The 17,577-nt window shown below is 71.7% G+C and carries 15 protein-coding genes and 1 pseudogene; 6 read left to right on the top strand and 10 right to left on the bottom strand.

Annotated elements, in window-relative coordinates:
- From JOF36_RS07780 to JOF36_RS41345, 4 genes and pseudogenes are all read left to right on the top strand, one after another.
- Window positions 1-2,118 carry a hydantoinase/oxoprolinase family protein gene (locus JOF36_RS07780; RefSeq protein WP_210025711.1) on the top strand — a complete coding sequence of 706 codons (2,118 nt, stop codon included), beginning with the start codon at window positions 1-3 and terminating at the stop codon, window positions 2,116-2,118.
- Entirely contained in the window at window positions 2,115-3,884 is a 1,770-nt protein-coding gene (locus JOF36_RS07775; protein WP_210025710.1) for a hydantoinase B/oxoprolinase family protein, read from the top strand. The genes JOF36_RS07780 and JOF36_RS07775 overlap by 4 nt, the downstream gene beginning before the upstream one ends.
- Window positions 3,885-4,079: 195 nt before the next feature.
- A complete protein-coding gene (locus tag JOF36_RS07770; RefSeq protein ID WP_210025709.1) occupies window positions 4,080-5,132 on the top strand; it encodes an IclR family transcriptional regulator in 1,053 nt (350 codons plus the stop codon).
- Window positions 5,133-5,648: 516 nt separating this feature from the next.
- Window positions 5,649-6,560: pseudogene (locus JOF36_RS41345) on the top strand (site-specific integrase); the annotation flags it as partial.
- A 234-nt stretch (window positions 6,561-6,794) separates the two neighbouring features.
- Here JOF36_RS41345 and JOF36_RS07755 read toward each other — a convergent pair.
- From JOF36_RS07755 to guaB, 4 genes are all read right to left on the bottom strand, one after another.
- Complete coding sequence (locus JOF36_RS07755) at window positions 6,795-7,934, bottom strand: GuaB3 family IMP dehydrogenase-related protein (RefSeq protein WP_210025708.1); 1,140 nt, start codon at window positions 7,932-7,934, stop codon at window positions 6,795-6,797.
- A 36-nt stretch (window positions 7,935-7,970) separates the two neighbouring features.
- Window positions 7,971-8,240: a type II toxin-antitoxin system death-on-curing family toxin gene (locus JOF36_RS38715; protein ID WP_307862264.1), complete on the bottom strand. Its 270-nt coding sequence runs from the start codon at window positions 8,238-8,240 to the stop codon at window positions 7,971-7,973.
- Between the two features lie 115 nt (window positions 8,241-8,355).
- Window positions 8,356-8,556 (bottom strand): ribbon-helix-helix protein, CopG family, encoded by a 201-nt coding sequence (locus JOF36_RS07745; protein ID WP_245351546.1) that lies wholly within the window; start codon window positions 8,554-8,556, stop codon window positions 8,356-8,358.
- A gap of 33 nt (window positions 8,557-8,589) precedes the next feature.
- The gene (gene guaB, locus JOF36_RS07740) at window positions 8,590-10,101 is read right to left on the bottom strand and encodes an IMP dehydrogenase (RefSeq protein WP_210025706.1); all 1,512 of its coding nucleotides are present in this window, start codon (window positions 10,099-10,101) and stop codon (window positions 8,590-8,592) included.
- A 115-nt stretch (window positions 10,102-10,216) separates the two neighbouring features.
- On the opposite strand from guaB, the gene JOF36_RS07735 reads away from it, so the two are divergent.
- Complete coding sequence (locus tag JOF36_RS07735) at window positions 10,217-10,639, top strand: DUF5319 domain-containing protein (protein WP_210025705.1); 423 nt, start codon at window positions 10,217-10,219, stop codon at window positions 10,637-10,639.
- Window positions 10,640-10,713: 74 nt separating this feature from the next.
- On the opposite strand, the gene JOF36_RS07730 is transcribed toward JOF36_RS07735, so the two are convergent.
- From JOF36_RS07730 to JOF36_RS07720, 3 genes are all read right to left on the bottom strand, one after another.
- Complete coding sequence (locus JOF36_RS07730; protein WP_210025704.1) at window positions 10,714-11,991, bottom strand: anti-sigma-D factor RsdA; 1,278 nt, start codon at window positions 11,989-11,991, stop codon at window positions 10,714-10,716.
- On the bottom strand, window positions 11,984-12,559 hold the full coding sequence (locus JOF36_RS07725) for a sigma-70 family RNA polymerase sigma factor (protein WP_210025703.1): 576 nt from the start codon (window positions 12,557-12,559) through the stop codon (window positions 11,984-11,986). Before JOF36_RS07725 ends, JOF36_RS07730 begins: the two co-directional genes overlap by 8 nt.
- Before the next feature lie 737 nt (window positions 12,560-13,296).
- Window positions 13,297-13,893, bottom strand: coding sequence for a response regulator transcription factor (locus JOF36_RS07720; protein WP_010225624.1), 597 nt, complete (start codon window positions 13,891-13,893; stop codon window positions 13,297-13,299).
- Window positions 13,894-14,496: 603 nt separating this feature from the next.
- On the opposite strand from JOF36_RS07720, the gene JOF36_RS07715 reads away from it, so the two are divergent.
- Window positions 14,497-14,838, top strand: coding sequence for a WhiB family transcriptional regulator (locus JOF36_RS07715; protein ID WP_210025702.1), 342 nt, complete (start codon window positions 14,497-14,499; stop codon window positions 14,836-14,838).
- A gap of 98 nt (window positions 14,839-14,936) precedes the next feature.
- Here JOF36_RS07715 and groL read toward each other — a convergent pair whose 3' ends face one another.
- From groL to JOF36_RS07700, 3 genes are all read right to left on the bottom strand, one after another.
- On the bottom strand, window positions 14,937-16,553 hold the full coding sequence (gene groL, locus JOF36_RS07710; protein WP_210025701.1) for a chaperonin GroEL: 1,617 nt from the start codon (window positions 16,551-16,553) through the stop codon (window positions 14,937-14,939).
- 122 nt (window positions 16,554-16,675) lie between these two features.
- On the bottom strand, window positions 16,676-16,966 hold the full coding sequence (gene groES, locus JOF36_RS07705) for a co-chaperone GroES (protein WP_010225616.1): 291 nt from the start codon (window positions 16,964-16,966) through the stop codon (window positions 16,676-16,678).
- A 133-nt stretch (window positions 16,967-17,099) separates the two neighbouring features.
- Window positions 17,100-17,549, bottom strand: a complete 450-nt coding sequence (locus JOF36_RS07700) for a hypothetical protein (protein WP_210025700.1) — start codon at window positions 17,547-17,549, stop codon at window positions 17,100-17,102.
- Between the last annotated feature and the right edge of the window lie 28 nt (window positions 17,550-17,577).

Here is a 17,577-nt window from a genome sequence, read left to right as displayed (position 1 = left end):
ATGGGGTACTCCATCGGTGTCGACGTCGGCGGCACCTTCACCGACTTCCTGCTCACCGACGACACCGGACGCCGGCGGCAGCACAAGACTCCCTCGGTCCCGTCCGATCCGGCGGCCGGTGTCCTCACCGGGCTGTCCGAGCTCGCCGCGGCCGAGGGGATGGGCGAGACCGAGTTCCTGGCATCGGTGCACCTGATCGTGCACGGGACCACGGTCGCCACCAACGCAGTGCTCACCGGCAGCGGTGCGCGCACCGGTCTGGTGACCACGGCAGGGCTGCGCGACATCCTCGAGATGCGACGGGGAATCCGCAGCCGCCGGCACCTCTACGACAACAAGTACGTCGCGCCCGAACCTCTCGTCCCGCGGGACCGTCGGGTCGTGGTGCAGGAGCGCATGACCGCAGCCGGCGAGGTCCACCAGGAACTCGACGAGGAGTCGTTGCGCAGCGCCGTGTCCGACCTGGTCGACTCCGGCGTCGAGGCGATCGCCGTCTGCTTCGCGCACTCCTACGCCAACCCGGAACACGAGCTGCGCGCCCGGGAGGTGGTACAGGCCCGGGCGCCGGGGGCGTTCCTCTCGCTCTCCTCGGAGGTCCTTCCGCAGATCCGGCTGTACCCGCGGGTCAGCACGACCGTGATGAACGCCTACCTCGGCCCCGTCGTGCAGCGGTACATGTCCGAGATCGTCGGCCGGCTCGCCGGGCGCGGGTTCACCGGCACCCTGATGGTGATGCAGTCCAACGGCGGCATCACCCGGCCCGAGACCGTCGCACATCTGCCCGCGACGATCACCCTGTCCGGTCCGGCGGCCGGTCCGGTCGCCGCACTCGAGTTCATCCGGCGCATCGGCCGGCGGGACTGCACGGTCGTCGACATGGGCGGCACCAGCTACGACGCCTCCCTCGTGCTGAACGGCGAGGTGCAGGTCAGCCGGGAGGGGGAGATCAACCGCCAGGTGATCGCGCTGCCCACCACGCACGTGCACACGATCGGTTCGGGCGGCGGGTCGATCGCCCGGATCGACGAGGGCGGCCTGCTCCAGGTGGGGCCGCGCAGTGCCGGTGCGGTCCCCGGCCCGGCGGCGTACGGGCGCGGCGGGACCGAGCCCACCGTGTCGGATGCGGACCTGGTGCTGGGCTACCTCGATCCGGACTACTTCCTCGGTGGGCGGCAGCGCCTGCGCCCCGACCTCGCCGAGGCGGCCGTGCGCACCGTGGCCGAGCCACTCGGGCTGGACGTCGTCGAGGCCGCCGCCGGGATCTACGAGCTGGTCAACCTGCAGATGGCGGCCGGCACGAAGAACGTCTCCGTCGAGCGCGGTCACGACCCCCGCTCGTTCCCGATGGTCGTCGCGGGCGGTGCGGGTCCGGTGCACGCCGGGATGATCGCCCACGAGCTGGGCATCCCGACGGTGCTGATCCCGCGGCTCTCCTCGGTCCTCTGCGCCGCCGGGATGCTGATGGCCGACCTGCGCCACGACTTCGTCCGGGGCTGCAACGGTCGGCTCTCCGAGCTCGATCTCGGCACCGCTGCCGCGCTCGTGGCCGAGATGCGGGCCGAAGGAGAGAAACTCCTCGCCCAGGAAGGGATCGCGCAAGACCGCCGCGAGCATGTCGTGTCGGCCGATGTCCGCTACCCGGGCCAGCATCACGAGGTCACCGTCACGATCGACGCGACCGACCTCGACCCTGCCGTCCCGGAGCGGGCGCTGCGAGTGGCCGAGGCCTTCCACGACCGGCACCGCAGTCTCTACGGGTTCGCCGAGCCGGACCAGGAGGTCGAGCTGATGAGTCTGCGGGTCTCCGCGGTCGGCCACCGGCAGGACAACGGCACGTCCATGGGGGGCGACCCGGTCGCTGCCGGGACACCGTCGCCGAAGGGGAACCGCGAGGCGTACCTGCGGTCGGCGGGCCGCAAGGTCGTGGTGCCGGTGTACGAGGGCGCCGACCTGCCGCTCGGCGTGCTGGTCGAGGGGCCCGTGATCGTCGAGGAGCCCACCACGACGATCTTCGTTCCGGAGTACTTCGACATCGTGTCCGACCCGTCGGGCAGCTACGTCATGGCCGCCAAGGGAACCGACCGCGCGGCAGCCGACGGAAAGGGGGACGGTCGATGAGCACGCAGGCACCGGACGGAACCGGGGGCACGCCGCTGAGCCCGATCCTGGTCTCCGTCGTCGCCAACCGGATCAAGTCGATCGGCGAGCGGATGGGTGTGGTGGTGGAACGCAGCGCCCGCTCGCCACTGCTGGTCGAGGGACGCGACTTCTCCCTGGGCATCTACGACGCCGGCGGCCGCTTGATCGAGCAGACCGAGTACATCCCGATCCTCGGCTACGCCGCCGCCCCGACGATGCAGCACGTCGCTGCGAAGTTCCGTGGCCGGGTGCTCGATGGTGACATCATCCTGCACAACGATCCCTTCACCGGCGGTAACCAGCCCGCCGACTGGAAGATCATCCGGCCGGTCTTCCATAGTGGCGAGCACGTCGCCTGGGTGATGATCACGGCACACCAGTCCGATGTCGGCGGCGCTGTCCCCGGGTCCTACAACCCCGCGGCCACCGACATCTGGCAGGAGGCCATGCGGCTCACGGCGGTCAAGCTCGTCGAGGGCGGCCGAGTCCGGGAGGACGTCTGGGAGCTGGTGTTCGCCAACGTCCGGCTCCCGTCCGTCGAGGACGACGTGCAGGCCATGATCGGAGCCTGCACGGTCGGCGAGCGGGAGCTGCGGGAGCTGATCGACCGCTACTCGGTCGAGACCTTCCGATCGATCGTCGACAGCATGCTCGACTCGGCAGAGGCGATGACCCGGCAGGTCGTGCGTGGCATCCCCGACGGCGAGTACCGCGGCAGCGCCACCGTGGACTACGACGGGATCACCCCGGGCACGACCCTGACTCTGCACGTCCGGATCGTGGTGGACGGCGAACGGATCTCGTTCGACTTCACCGGGACCGACCCGCAGTCACCCGGTTACGTCAACGCCCCGCTCGCCGTGACGCTGTCCTCGGTCATGATCACCTTCTTCATGCTGGCGGACATCGACATCCCGCACAACGACGGGATCATGAGGTGCATCGACATCGACGTCCCGGAGGGCTCGTTCCTGAACGCCCGGTTCCCGGCGGCTACCGGGTTCGGTAACCATCTGTCCGACCAAGTGTGCACCGCCATCATGACGGCGCTCGCCGAGGCACTGCCGGAGCGGGTGACCGCGGGATGGAACCCGCTGCTGTGCTCCATCGTGAACGGCCGGGACCACCGCACCGCGGAGCCGTTCGTCGACATCCTGATCAACGCGTCGAAGGGCGGAGGCGGTGGAACCTGGGGCGCCGACGGATACGATCACGTCGGGCTGATCGCCTCCGGTGGTGCCCTGGGCGCCCAGGACCCGGAGATGCTCGAGATCATGACCCCGATCCTGGTCGAGACGTTCGAGTACGCCACCGACTCGGCAGGCGCCGGCCGATGGCGCGGCGGGCTCGGGGTCCATTCGGACCTCCGGTTCCTGGCGAGCGGGATCCAGGCGAGCATCTTCGGCGACGGTGACTCCGAGTCCTGTGCGGCGCAGGGGGTCAACGGGGGTCGACCCGGCGCGGTCAACCGGATCGAGCTGCTGTACCCGGACGGGAGCTCGCACGTCCCCCGGAACAAGGAACTCGTCACCGGGATCGGGGCGGGCACCGTCTACCGGCAGATCGCCGGAGGTGGTGGCGGATTCGGCGATCCCCGGGAGCGGCCCGCCGAGCGGGTGGCGCAGGAGGTCCGGTACGGCTACGTCTCCGCCGCCGCAGCCCGTCAACACTACGGTGTGGTGGTGACGGCGGACGGCGTCCTCGACGAGGAGGCGACCCGTGCGCGGCGGGCGGCGGTGAGCTGACCGGCGTCCGGCGCGCCGGACGGGGCGGTGCGCCGCGTATCCACCCCAGCCACGCCGCGTCCGGCGGCCCCGGCCGATCCGCCGGCATCACCGAGGGATCCATCGATGGAGCTGCGTTGTCGACCATCCGCCCCCGAGGTATCCATTTCCGCCGCCGGGACGGGAGCGATGTCGCTGCCGGGTCCCCGGCCCGCCGTGGATCAGCCGGCGCCGGGGCAGCTCCTGCTGTCAGTGCGTCGGGCCTGTGAGCTGCTGCGCCTACTGGGCCAGAGCCGCGAGCTCACGGTCCGGGCCGCCGCCACCCGGCTCGAGGTACCGCCTGCGACCGCACACCGGCTGCTGACGGCGCTGGTCCACGACGGCTTCGCGGCCCGGGCCGGGGACAGGGGTTATCACCGGGAACCGGTGCCGCACGCGGTACCGCGGCAAAGCGATCCGCCGTTGGAGTCGGTCCACCGGGCGCTGGTACTGGTCGCCGCCGTCGCCGCGGGACGGGAGCTGTCGGTGGCCGACGCCGCCGCCCTGCTCGGCACCACGGCGGCGACCGCACACCGCCTGCTCGCGACGCTGCGAGTGGAAGGAGTCGTGGAGCAGGGCCATGACCGGCGCTACCACGCCGGTGCCGCGCTGGCCGGGCCCCGCGACGTCGAGCTGACTCCCGCCGCGCTGCGGGGGATCCTCATCCCGATCGCGGACGACCTCGGCGACCGGCTCGGCGAGACGGTGCACCTCTGGCTCCGCAACGGTCCGCTGCTCCGCCTGCTGTGGGGTCTGCCCGGTTCCACGGCGGACGCCGTTGCGCACGATCGGTGGACGACGATCCCGGCCCACGCCACGGCCAGCGGCCGAGCACTCCTCGCCCGGTTGCCGAACCGCCGGGTAGACGACATCCACGTGGCGGGCCTGCCGCCGTGGCGGGCCACCCGCGTGAACTCGTTGCGGTCGCTGAAACGGCGGCTCTCGGTCGTGCGCCAGCACGGGTTTGAGACGACCGTCGAGGAAGGGATCCAGGGAGCCAGTGGCGCCGCTCTATGCGTCTGCGACCCGTGGGGCCGGCCGGTCGCCGGCATCGGTGTCGCGGTGCCGAGCCGCCGCTTCTCCCGCAACGACCTCCCCCTCTATCGGGAGGCCCTCGAAGCGGCAAGCGAGCACGCGGAGCGTGAGATCGGCGCGGTGACCGCTGGGACGGGCAGGGCGGCGCCGGTGATGCGGCGTTCAGCCGATCGAGATCCGTTGTGCGACGCATGATGCGGACCACCGAGAATCCGACGCAGCGGGGAGCACCCGGTCCGACGCGAACCACGTGGACGTCATACGCCGTCGATATAGTAGATCTCGTGCTGTCTCACCGCACCGTGCGGCAGCGCGGTCGAACCCACCGGTCATCTGCAGTGCACTGAGTCCTCCGACCCCAGCACGCGGTAGTCGTCGGACATTGGCTAGGTGGTGAGGTGACCGCGGCTCTATGCGACCGGCTCGCGGGGCGGCGGTCGGCCAGCACTCTGGCCACCCGCTGCGGTTGGCTGGCACCACCCCGCAGCGCGCGCCGCGACAGAACCGTCGCGGCCATGCGACCTGTGTCCGACCAGACGACCTTCGGGTATCACTCCCTGCTCAGCGGTGCCCCCCACATGCCGATGCCCCTGCCGCGACGCGCAGGGCAAGGAGCTGGGTAAGCGGTGCCCGCAGCTCGCCGCGGACGGCAAGCACGGACGGTGGGGGTTCGCCGTCGACCTGCCGTCCCTCGACGGCCGCCGCAAGACCATGCGCCGCCACCGTTGGTCGACCCGCAAGGCAGCCACGGCCGCACTTGACGACGTCCGGTCCCGGCACGGCCAGGGCGTCACCGTGAACGACTCCGAGCTGGTCGCGGACTGGCTCCGGACGTTCCTGCACGACAAGCGCCACGACCTCAAGCCGAAGACCCTCCACACGTACTCCGAGTACATCGAGGGCGACCTGATCCCCGCGCTGGGCGCGATCCGGCTCGAGCGGCTGACCCACAACCACGTGTCGCGGCTGATCTCCGACATGGAGGCCGCCGGCCGCGGCGCGCCGACCGTCCGTAGGTGCGTGGCCGTACTGTCCTCCGCCCTGACCCACGCGGTGAAGACCCGCCGGCTCTCGCACAACGTCGCCAAGCACGCCCCGCTACCGCCGGAGGGCCGTGAGGAGCGCAGCCCCTGGTCAGCGACCGAGGCGATCACCTTCCTCGACCACACGGCCGACCACCGCCTCTCCGCGCTCTTCGAGGTGCTGATCGGGTGTGGGCTGCGCCGCGGCGAAGCCCTCGCGTTGCGATGGTGCGACGTCGACCTGGACGGGCGCATCCTGCACGTGCGCCGCACGATGACCGACATCGACGGGCACATCCGGTTCGGCACCCCGAAGACCAAGGGCTCCGCGACCGGCGTGGGCCTCTCGACCCGGGTCACCGCGGCACTGCGCGCGCACCAGGCTGCGCAGCTGGCCGAGCGCGCGCTGTGGGCCGACGCGTACGAGGACGGCGACCTGGTATTCGCCCGGGAGAACGGGAAGCCGCTGCGCCCGGAGGGAGTCCTCTACACCTTCCACGCACTGACGAAGGCGGCCGGCCTGCGTCGGGTCCGACTGCACGACCTGCGGCACCTGGCCGCCACTCTGATGATCACCAACGGGGTGCCGCTGGCTCTGGTGTCCAAGATCCTGCGGCACAGCAAACTCTCGACCACCGCCGAGCTGTACGGCCACCTCACCGTGGAGGCCGCGCACGCCGCAACCGACGCCCTCGGCGCGGCGCTTGACGCCGTCGCCGCCGAGCACAAGAACGAGGCCCGGCTGCGGGATGCGACCGCAGTGCGACCGCAAGAGTTCGATGCCACCCCGCTAGGAGGTGAGCCCGACCGGGGAACAGCTGGTCAGGGCGTGGCGTCAGGTCCGCAGGTTGAGCCCGACCCGCTGGAACTCCTTGAGGTCGGAGTAGCCGGTCTTGGCCATCGCCCGGCGCAGCGCGCCGAACAGGTTCGTCGTCCCGTACGGGCTGTCGGTCGGCCCGAACAGCACCTGCTCCAGGGAGCGGCCGGAACGCGCCAGGCCGGTGATCTCGGAGCGCGGCAGCGACGGGTGCGCCGCGGACGAGGTCCAGTACAGCCCGCCGGCCGGGGACTCGGCCGCCTCGGCGAGCTGCTCGCCGAGCATCACGGCGTCGGCGCCGCAGGCCACCGCGCGGGCGATGTCGCCGGACGTTCCGATGCCGCCGTCGGCGATCACGTGGACGTAGCGGCCGCCGGTCTCGTCCAGGTAGTCACGGCGGGCCGCGGCGGCGTCGACGATCGCGGTCGCCATCGGCACACCGACGCCGAGCACCTCGTCGGTGGTCGTGGCGGTGGACTGCCCGTACCCGACGATGACGCCGGCCGCTCCGGTCCGCATGAGGTGCAGCGCGGTGCGGTAGTCACCGACCCCCCCGGCGACGACCGGAACGTCCAGGTCGGCGATGAAGTCCTTGAGGTTGAGCGGCTCCGGGGTCGGCTCGGGCACGGCCGAGACGTGCTCCGCGGAGATGATCGTGCCCTGCACGACGAGCACCTCGACGCCGGCGGCGAGCAGCGCGGGGGTGAGTTCCCGGGCGCGCTGCGGGCTCACCCGGGCGGCGACCGTGTGCGAGCCCTCGCGCAGCGGGCGCAGTGCCTCGGCGATCAGGTCCTCCCGGATGGGGGCCTGGTGGAGCTCCTGCAGCATCGCCAGCGCCGAGTCGGGCTCGTCCCCGGCGGCGGCCTCGAGGACCTTCGCGAGCGCCCCCTCGGCGTCGGCGTGCCGGGCCCACAGGCCTTCGGCGTTCAGCACCCCCAGGCCGCCGAGCTCGCCGACCCGCACGGCCGACGACGGCGACACCACCGCATCCGTCGGATGGGTCATCAACGGGATGTCGAAGCGGTAGGCATCCAGCTGCCATGCGGTCGACACCGCCTGGGAACTGCGGGTCCGGCGCGACGGCACGATCTCGATCTGGTCGAGGTCGTACGCACGCCGGGCCTCTCGGCCCATCCCGATCTCCACGAGGTCACGCACGGAGCACAGCCTAGGCCCCGAGCCGAGCGCGGTCCGTCACCGGCCCGTCCCCGGGCTGGTGAGATCCGCGATGGCGGCGGCCGGCGCGAGCACCCCGGGAAACCGCCCCTCGGCCACACCGATGACCAGGTTGAAGAGCACATCGTCGTCCGCACTCACGTGCACGTCGTTGAGCGCGAGAAAGGTCTCCGTCGCGAGCCGGCCGAGTCGCTTGTTCCCGTCGACGAGCGCGTGGTTGCGCACCAGTGACTCCAGTAGCGCGGCGGCCTTCTCCGCGAGAGTCGGGTACGCGTCGGACCCGAACACCGTGGTCCGGGCCGGACGACGGCGGGTTCCAGCAGACCGTGGTCACGGGCCTGGACATCACCGTCGATCGCGGCCTCGGCGATCTGCGGTAGGGGGTCGAGCGTGAGGTACTCGGTCAGGCCTCGCCCAACCTGCGGAGCAGATCACGCCGGCGCGGGGCCAGTTCGGCCAGGACGTCGGCGACCCGGTCGCGATGGCCCTGCCGTTGCAGGTACTCACGTACCGCGGTCCGCGTGACCTCGCCCATGGAGCGCCCCTCGACCCGGGCACGCTCTCGCAGCTGTTCGGTCTCCTCGTCCGTGAAGCGCACGTTCATGGCCACGCAGCGGTGGTACCGAGCCGGTACCACCTACCGCGCGGCGTAGTTCGGGGCCTCGACGGTCATGGTGATGTCGTGCGGGTGGCTCTCCTTCAGCCCGGCCGCGGTGATCCGCACCAGTTTCGCCTGCTGCAGCTCGGCGATGGTCTGCGCGCCGACGTAACCCATGCCGGAGCGGAGCCCGCCACCGAGCTGGTGCACCACCGACGACAGCGGCCCGCGGAACGGGATCCGCCCCTCGATGCCCTCCGGGACCAGCTTGTCCTCGGAGAGCACGTCGTCCTGGGCGTAGCGGTCCTTGGAGTACGACCGGCCGGCCGCCCCGGATCGGCCCTGCATGGCCCCCAGCGAGCCCATCCCGCGGTAGGTCTTGAACTGCTTGCCCCCGACCAGGACGACGTCGCCCGGCGACTCCGCGGTCCCGGCCAGCAGCGAGCCCAGCATCACGGTGGACGCGCCGGCCGCGATGGCCTTGGCGACGTCACCGGAGTACTGGATACCACCGTCGCCGATCACCGGGACGCCGGCCGGGGCACACGCCCGGGTCGCCTCGTAGATCGCGGTGATCTGCGGGGCGCCGACGCCGGCGACCACCCGGGTGGTGCAGATCGAGCCGGGCCCGACGCCCACCTTGACCGCGTCCGCACCCGCGTCGACGAGCGCCTTGGCGCCCTCGTAGGTGGCCACGTTCCCGCCGACGACGTCGACGTGGTCGCCGACCTCGGCGCGCAGCTTCGCGACCGTCTCCAGCACCCGGCGGGAGTGCCCGTGCGCGGTGTCGACCATCAGGACGTCCACGCCGGCCTCGACGAGCTGCATGGAACGCGAGTAGGCGTCGTCGCCGACACCGACCGCGGCGGCGACGACGAGACGGCCGTCCGGGTCCTTGGTGGCGAGCGGGTACTGCTCGGTCTTGTTGAAGTCCTTGATCGTGATGAGGCCACGCAGCACGTCGTCGCCGTCGACGATCGGGAGCTTCTCCAGCTTGTGCCGGCGCAGCAGGCCCAGGGCCGCCTCCGCCGTCACCCCGACCTTCGCCGTCACCAGTGGCGCGCGGGTCATCACCTCCGACACCGGACGGTCGGTGCCGATCTCGTAGCGCATGTCCCGGTTGGTGATGATCCCGACCAGCCGGCCGCCCTCGTCGGTCACCGGCACACCGGAGATCCGGAACTTGGCGCACAGCTCGTCGACGTCGGCCAGCGACGCGTCCGGCGAGCACGTCACCGGGTCGGTCACCATCCCGGCCTCGGACCGCTTGACCACCTCGGCCTGGGCCGCCTGGGCGTCCGGGGCGAGGTTGCGGTGCAGCACACCCAGGCCGCCGGCACGGGCCATGGCGATGGCCATCCGGGACTCGGTGACCGTGTCCATCGGTGAGGACACGAGGGGTACCTGGACCCGCACGCGGCGGGTCACCTGACTGGACGTGTCGGCTGAGCTGGGGACCACGTCCGACTCCGCGGGGAGAAGCAGGACGTCGTCGAAAGTCAGGCCGAGCATCGCGAACTTCTCCGGCAGGCCGCCGATCTCGCTCGTCATCTCTTCCGAGGCTCCTCTTGCAATCGCGGCTACCGCGGCGGGCGCTCGCCGCAGAACGACATCGTACGTGCACCACCGCGGGGTGGGCCGGGGCCCGACCCCCCGTCCGGGTACCGTGTACGCCGTGTCACCAGAGGCGCTGCCACCGGACCCGTTCGCCGGAGACCCGGATGACCCTGCGCGCTCCATGGAGGCGTTGGACGACCACCGTGACAGCCGGTGGACGGACACCGGTGAGACCGACGCTCCCCCGCTGACCGAGGCCGAGCGGGGTGAGATCCTGGCCGATCTCGCCGACCTGGCCGTCTACCAGGCGCTGCTGTCCGGGCGCGGCATCCGCGGCATCGTCGTGGACTGCACCGACTGCGGCGAGCAGCACTTCCACGAGTGGAACCTGTTGCGTGCCAGCCTCCAGCAGCTTCTCGACGAGGGCCGGATGCGCCCGCACGAGCCGGCCTACGACCCCGACCCGGCGGACTACGTCACCTGGGAGTACTGCCGCGGCTACGCCGACGCGACTCTCGACAACGACGCTTGAACCGGCGGTAGCAGCAGGCGAAGGGCCCCGGAGGATGTCCTCCGGGGCCCTTCGCCTGTCTCACATCGCTGTTTTCAGTTCGGGGTGCTGCTGACCGCCCCGGTCGAGGTCGACGACGTCGGCTCCGCCGGGTCGGTGCTGCCCTCCCCGGACGCCGTCGGGGTCGTGGACCCCGTGGTCGTCGTCGGGTCCGCGGATCCCTCGGTGCTCGGCGAGGGCTCCGGCGGACGTGGCGAGGACTCCGGCGGGTTCGGCGAAGTGGTCGGGCTCTCCGACGGATCGCCACTCCCGGGGCCGGGCCCGCTCAGCACCTGCGGGTCCCCGCCTGCGGGGGACGTGCCCTCAGGGCTGGTCGTGCCGCCACCGGTCGTCCCACCGGTCGTCCCACCGGTCGTGCCGCCCGGCGTGGACGTGCCGGACCCCGGCTGGGGCTGTTGCTGCTGCGGGGGCGGCGAGGACGGCTGCTGGTCCGGTGTGCCCTCGGCGGTGGTCGGCGGCGGCGGGGCGGGGGTGCCGTCCCGCAGCGGTGCCTGCGGATCGGTCGGGATGCCCGGCGGGGTCTCCGCGACCTTGGCCGTCAGGAACCGGTTCTGCTGCGCGAACTCGTCCCGCAGCTCGGGGCCGGTCTTGTCGACGAGCGGGCCGAGCTCCGCGAGCTCCTGCCGCGCGCCCGCGGTGTCGCCCGAGGCGAGCTTGGCGTTGACCCGCTCGATCCCGACCCGCAGGTCGGACGCTGCCTGGACCTGCTCGGCACGCTCGCTGTAGAGCACCTTGCTCACGCTCCACAGGGTGTCACCCGGCTGGGCCTCGTGCGCACTGATGGAGACGACGGCGAGAGCGCAGGCGGCCACCGCCGCGGCGGCGACCAGCGGCCGGAGGAACGAGATCCGCCGCGAGGGCTTCGCGGGTTGCAGCATCTCGACGGCCTCGTCGGCCCCGACGAGATCCGGGATCGGTTCCCGGTCGACGTCGCCCTTCCAGGAGGACAGCAGCGCGACCAGACGGTCGTCCACGTCGTAACCCCGGTTGCCAGGGCCGGACACGCCGAGCCCGGACGCGAGCGCGTTGATCAGCTCGTCGTCGGCCTGCAGCTCCACCAGGTCGACCGGGCCGTCGCCGTCCATCTCGTCGAACCGGTGACCGATCGACGACGTGGCCGGATGGCCGTTGGTACGAGCCGGGTGACCGGCGCCGTCCGCGCCGTCGTCCGGGCCTGCGGAAGAGCCGTGGGTGGAGTGCCGGTCCGGACGCGGCTCGCCGAAACGACCGCGGGTGACCGACGCCGGCGGATGCTCCCCACCGTCGTCGGCGGGCGGGGGCACGCCCGGACCGTGCGGACCCTGGTCACGCATCCCGCACCACCTGCTCATTCATGATCTTCCGCAGCCGGGACAGCGCCCGGTGCTGAGCCACCCGGACAGCGCCCGGTGTGGAGCCGACGGCTGCCGCGGTCTCCTCCGCGGACAACCCCACGACCACCCGCAACACGATGATCTCCCGATGCTTCTCCGGGAGGACCTCCAGCAGCGTGGACATCTCCTCGGACAGTTCGACCTGAAGGGCCTTGGCCTCCGGGCCGTCGGTCGTCTCGATCCGGTCCGGCACGTCGGCGACGGGTTCGGAGCGGTTCCGGGACGCCGCCCGGTGCGCGTCGATCACCTTGTGCGACGCGATGCCGTAGACGAACGCGAGGAACGGGCGGCCCTGTACCCGGTAGCCCGGCAACGCCGTGAGTACCGCCACACACACCTCCTGAGCGACATCGTCCGCCGAGACGGAGCCTCGGTCCGTCCTCAGCCGGGCGCGGCAGTAGCGCACGACGAGAGGCCGAACCACTGTGAGAACGCGCTCGACCGCGGATCGATCGCCGGCCATTGCGGCTTCGATCCACTCGTCGGGTACGTCTCTTGATTCACTCATCGTGGGGAACCGCCCAGGCGTTACGAGACCGCGTCAGTGTCATCCGATCGTGGAGGCAACCCGCGTGAGGGCAGGTGGGACCACGGCGCATCCACCGTATCCGAGCGCCGTACGCCCGCGGGAGTTGCTCCACACCGAGTCAGACGATCGTGCGGCGTGTCGGGTTGCGCGACGCGGCGGGTGCAGGCGGTCATCAGCCGAGCACGGTCGGCAAGCGGTTCGCAGGGCCGCGGTCGGGGCGCTCGATGGCGCCACGGACCATCACGGTGACGATTGTCACCGCTACGCAGCCGGCGAGGGACCGCCTGGCGCGGGGGGCACCCGCTTCGGCGCCCGTCGGGCCCGAGGTCCCGGACCCGCGGGTGGATGGCGGGGCAGGGGATGCGCGAGAGGCGCGAGGGCAGCACGGTGACTGTTCCCGGCTCCGGCGCGACCGCTCGCCGCCGGAGGGACTGAGCTCGCAGCCGGAGGGCGCTGGGGCCGGGCGCTGGGGCCGGGCCCGGCCCGAGGGCCGCGCGGTCGTACGGCGGTCCGGTCGCGGGGAGCACGACCGGCATCGCTGCTGTCGGTGCCGCCAGGACCCATCGGCAGTCCGGCCGGACGGTATGCCGGGCCGGGACCGCGGGGGGTCGGTCCGGCCCGTCGATCTCACCGTCCCCGCGGTCGACGGTCGCGGGACGGTGTGCGGGGCGCGGCGGACCCGGGTCCACGCGCTCCGCGTCGGTGCGCAGGCTCCGTCAGGAGACGAGGCCGCGGCGGAAACCGTGTGCGACGGCCTGCGCGCGGTCCCGGACGCCGAGCTTGCGGAACAGCCGGCGGGCGTGGGTCTTGACGGTGTCCTCGGAGAGGTAGAGTTCGCGGCCGATCTGGCCGTTGCTCTTGCCCTGGCTCATGCCGCGCAGCACCTGCAGCTCGCGCTCGGTGAGCTGGACGCCCGGGTCGGTCGGGACCCGCGGGGTCGGCACCGAGGTGCTGGCGAGGGTGTGCGCCAGCGCGGCGACCAGCTCGGGACGGGAGGCGTCCCAGCGCAGGTAGCCGCGGGCACCGCCGGCGATGGCGGCGGCGATGCTGCCGGCGTCGTCGGGGGCACCGAAGACGATGACGTTGGCCTGCGGGTGGGCCGCGACCAGGCGCCGGGTGGCCTCCACACCGGTGGGCACCGCGCGCTGCGTACCGACCAGCACGACATCGACGGACTGGCGGGCGTAGCGGGCGAGGAGCTCGTCCCCGTGGGCCACGCAGTCGATGCGCTGGACCCCGGGGACCGCGGACATGACGCGGGTCAGACCCTCGCGGACGCTGCGACGATCGTCGCAGATGAGTACCGTCGTCACGACGATTCCTTCCTGCAGCTTCCTGCAGCCGGGTGATATTCACCCTCCGAATCGGCGGGTGACCCTCTCACCTTGACACGGTCGGGGCGAATTTGTGGCCTCCGTTCGGAACTCCGTCCCACCTGTCTCAGCGTCATGTGGGTGAAGAGTCGCCGAATGGAGTAGTCCGTACGGTACATCCTCCGAGCGGGGTTTCCAGCACGACTCCCGCAGCAGGTCCCGCACGGTGCCGTCACAACGCGTATAGATGACGCTCACCGTGTGCAACACAGCATGTCGGCGACCCTCCGCATCCGCTTGGCGACAGCGCGTATCGGATCGTGACGCTCCGGCGTGTCGCGCTCCGGCGTCCGCGTCGTCCGGAGCCGGTGCCGTCCCCTGATCGGCCGTGTGGTCTCGCGTTCGGGGTCGACCGTTCCCGGCATCCGGGTCACCGCCGAGCCCGCGGCGGGGCGCGGGCCGCCCCCGAGCAGCCCGGTGTCGCCGGCCGACCGGATCGAAGTCCGGACGTGCGCAATCGTTCATCTCGAATCAGGTTTGCGCCCGCCGAAGCCCGGGAATCTGGACCTCAACAAGGCCCGAGGTCGAAGGCAGGTGACGAACATGGCGGACATCAGGAGGCTTCCCGGCCCGGTTGCCGACATCTACGACTGGCAGATGGAGGGCGCCTGCCGCGGGATGGACAGCGCCTTCTTCTTCCATCCCGAGGGCGAGCGCGGCCCTGCCCGGGCCCGCCGCGAGTCCCGCGCGAAGCAGGTCTGTGCCTCGTGCCCGGTCGTGGAGCAGTGCCGGGAGCACGCGCTGAAGGTGCACGAGCCGTACGGCGTCTGGGGCGGCCTGTCCGAGGCCGAGCGCGACACGATCATCCGCGGCCCGCGCCGCACGCTCCGGGTCGCCGGGGACGCGGACGTCCAGCCCGTCCAGAAGTCCCTGGACACCGCCTGACGCCTCGGCGGGCCTCTCCTGACCCGCAACTCCTGACCCGCAACGAACAACGGCGGGCGACCACCAGGTCGCCCGCCGTTGTCGTGTCTACCGGAAGATCAGTGCCCGTGGCCGTGGCCACCGGCGGCGGCCGGCTCCTCGTGAACCGGCTTGTCCACGACGGCGCTCTCGGTGGTGAGCACCAGCTTGGCGATCGACGCCGCGTTCTCGACGGCCGACCGGGTCACCTTGACCGGGTCGATGACGCCGTCGGCGATCAGGTCGCTGTAGGAGCGGGTGGCCGAGTTGTACCCGGTCCCCCAGCCCTTCTCGGCGACCCGGGACACCACGATCGAGCCCTCGTCGCCACCGTTCTCGGCGATCCAGAACAGCGGGGCCGACAGCGCCTTGCGGACGATGGCGACACCGGTCGCGGCGTCACCGGTCAGCCCCAGGCTGCCGTCGAGCTCGGCCGCGGCATGCACCAGGGCGGAACCGCCGCCGGGGATGATGCCCTCCTCGACCGCCGCACGGGTCGCCGACACGGCGTCCTCGATGCGGTGCTTGCGCTCCTTGAGCGCGATCTCGGTGGCCGCACCGGCCCGGATGACGGCGACGCCGCCGGAGAGCTTGGCCAGGCGCTCCTGGAGCTTCTCCCGGTCCCAGTCGGAGTCCGACTCCTCGATCTCGCGCTTGAGCTGCGCGACGCGGCCGTCGACGTCGGCCTTGGCGCCGGAGCCCTCGACGACCGTGGTGTTCTCCTTGGTCACCACGACCCGGCGGGCCCGGCCCAGCAGCTCCAGCCCGGCCTCGTTCAGCTTCAGGCCGACCTCGGGGTTGATCACCTGACCGCCGGTGGCGACCGCGAGGTCGTCCAGGAAGGCCTTGCGGCGGTCACCGAAGAACGGCGACTTCACCGCGACGACCTTGACGGTCTTGCGGATCGAGTTGACGACCAGGGTGGACAGCGCCTCGCCCTCGACGTCCTCGGCGATGATCAGCAGCGGCCGGCCCTCGCCCAGCACCTTCTCCAGCAGCGGGAGCAGGTCCTGGATGTTCCCGATCTTGTCCCGGTGCAGCAGGATGTACGGGTCGTCCAGCACCGCCTCCATCGACTCGGAGTCGGTGACGAAGTACGGCGACAGGTATCCCTTGTCGAACTGCAGACCCTCGGTGATCTCCAGCTCGGTCGCGAGGGTGGAGCCCTCCTCGACCGTGATGACGCCGTCGTTGCCGACGGTCTGGATCGCCTGGGCGATCAGGTCGCCGATCTCCTGCTCGCGCGACGCGATGGCGCCGACCTGCGCGATGTGGCTGCCCGCGTCGACCGGGGTCGCCTTGGAGAGCAGGATCTCGGAGACCTTCTCGGCCGCCGCGGCGATGCCCTGGCCGAGCGCGGCCGGGGCCGCACCGGCGGCCACGTTGCGCAGGCCCTCCTTCACCAGTGCCTGGGCCAGCACGGTGGCGGTGGTGGTGCCGTCACCCGCGACGTCGTTGGTCTTGGTCGCGACGGTCTTCGCCAGCTGGGCGCCGAGGTTCTCGAACGGGTCCTCGAGATCGATCTCGCGGGCGATGGTCACGCCGTCGTTGGTGACGGTCGGTCCACCGAACTTCTTGTCGATGACGACGTGACGGCCACGCGGGCCGAGCGTCACCTTGACGGCGTCGGCGAGCTGGTTCACGCCACGCTCGAGCGCGCGACGGGTGTCCTCGTCGAAGCTGATCTGCTTCGCCATGTCTTCTTCTCGCTGCCTCTCGTGGGGTCTCTCGGGGGAAACCGGGGTGAAACGCAACCGCCCCGGCCGGACCACCGTCCGGTGGACCGCCCGGGGCGGTACGCGTTACGCGATGATCGGCGTCAGTTGACGACGGCCAGCACGTCGCGGGCGGAGAGGATCAGGTACTCCTCGCCGTTGTACTTGACCTCGGTGCCGCCGTACTTCGAGTAGATGACGACGTCGCCCACGGCCACGTCGAGCGGGACGCGGTTCCCGTTGTCGTCCACGCGGCCCGGGCCCACGGCCAGGACCTTGCCCTCCTGGGGCTTCTCCTTGGCGGTGTCCGGGATGACGATGCCGGAGGCGGTGGTGGTCTCCGCCTCACTGGCCTGCACGACGATCTTGTCCTCGAGCGGCTTGATGTTCGCCACGACGATGACCTCCCCTTCCTGGGGTGAATCCGGTATCACGGGGTTCTGTCCGGTGTCAGCAGCGCTGGCGTACGACCTGCACCCCGCCGTCGCGGGTGCCGGGGCGTAGGTCTCCGTCGCGCACATTGGCACTCTACTCATGAGAGTGCCAGAAGCGGGGCCCGGGCTCAACCGGTTCGCCCTCCCGTGCCGTCGGCGTGTCGCCGGGGCGGCCGGCCGGTCGGCGCTGATCAGTACCGGTCAGTTCCAGCAGCCGCCGGGCGGCGTCCGCCGGGAGCCGGCGACGGCCGCGCAGATGCCGGAAGACCGGCGCGAGCAGATCGTCGGCGAGCAGGTCCGTCCGCGGCACCGGGACCCTCAGCCGGTGCACCGCGACCGGGGCCCACCACCCGCCGTCCGGACGGCGGCGGGCGTCGGCGAGGGCGTCCGCCAGCGCCACGACGCCACCGCCCGGACCGGTCCGGTAGACGACCGCCCGGTCCCCCTCGGCCGTCGTCCGCAGACAGCAGGGCCCGGCCGGTGGGTCGACCACCTCGGCGGCGTCCCACAGCAGGATCGATCTCGGCAGCACGACGGTGTCCACGACGGCAGACCTACCCGGACCGCACGCG

The sequence above is a fragment of the Pseudonocardia parietis genome (assembly GCF_017876315.1).
GTDB lineage: Bacteria > Actinomycetota > Actinomycetes > Mycobacteriales > Pseudonocardiaceae > Pseudonocardia > Pseudonocardia parietis.
The sequence above is the reverse complement of the archived record's forward strand: the minus strand, read 5'-3'. Positions and strand labels throughout refer to the sequence as shown.

What these genes read in the sequence shown, in the direction of transcription:
- guaB (WP_210025706.1), bottom strand. Translation starts at nt 10,101, where the DNA reads ATGACGAGCGAGATCGGCGGCCTGCCGGAGAAGTTCGCGATGCTCGGC.
- JOF36_RS07780 (WP_210025711.1), top strand. Translation starts at nt 1, where the DNA reads ATGGGGTACTCCATCGGTGTCGACGTCGGCGGCACCTTCACCGACTTC.
- JOF36_RS07745 (WP_245351546.1), bottom strand. Translation starts at nt 8,556, where the DNA reads ATGAACGTGCGCTTCACGGACGAGGAGACCGAACAGCTGCGAGAGCGT.
- groL (WP_210025701.1), bottom strand. Translation starts at nt 16,553, where the DNA reads ATGGCGAAGCAGATCAGCTTCGACGAGGACACCCGTCGCGCGCTCGAG.
- JOF36_RS07775 (WP_210025710.1), top strand. Translation starts at nt 2,115, where the DNA reads ATGAGCACGCAGGCACCGGACGGAACCGGGGGCACGCCGCTGAGCCCG.
- JOF36_RS07730 (WP_210025704.1), bottom strand. Translation starts at nt 11,991, where the DNA reads ATGCGTGACCAGGGTCCGCACGGTCCGGGCGTGCCCCCGCCCGCCGAC.
- JOF36_RS07725 (WP_210025703.1), bottom strand. Translation starts at nt 12,559, where the DNA reads ATGAGTGAATCAAGAGACGTACCCGACGAGTGGATCGAAGCCGCAATG.
- JOF36_RS07715 (WP_210025702.1), top strand. Translation starts at nt 14,497, where the DNA reads ATGGCGGACATCAGGAGGCTTCCCGGCCCGGTTGCCGACATCTACGAC.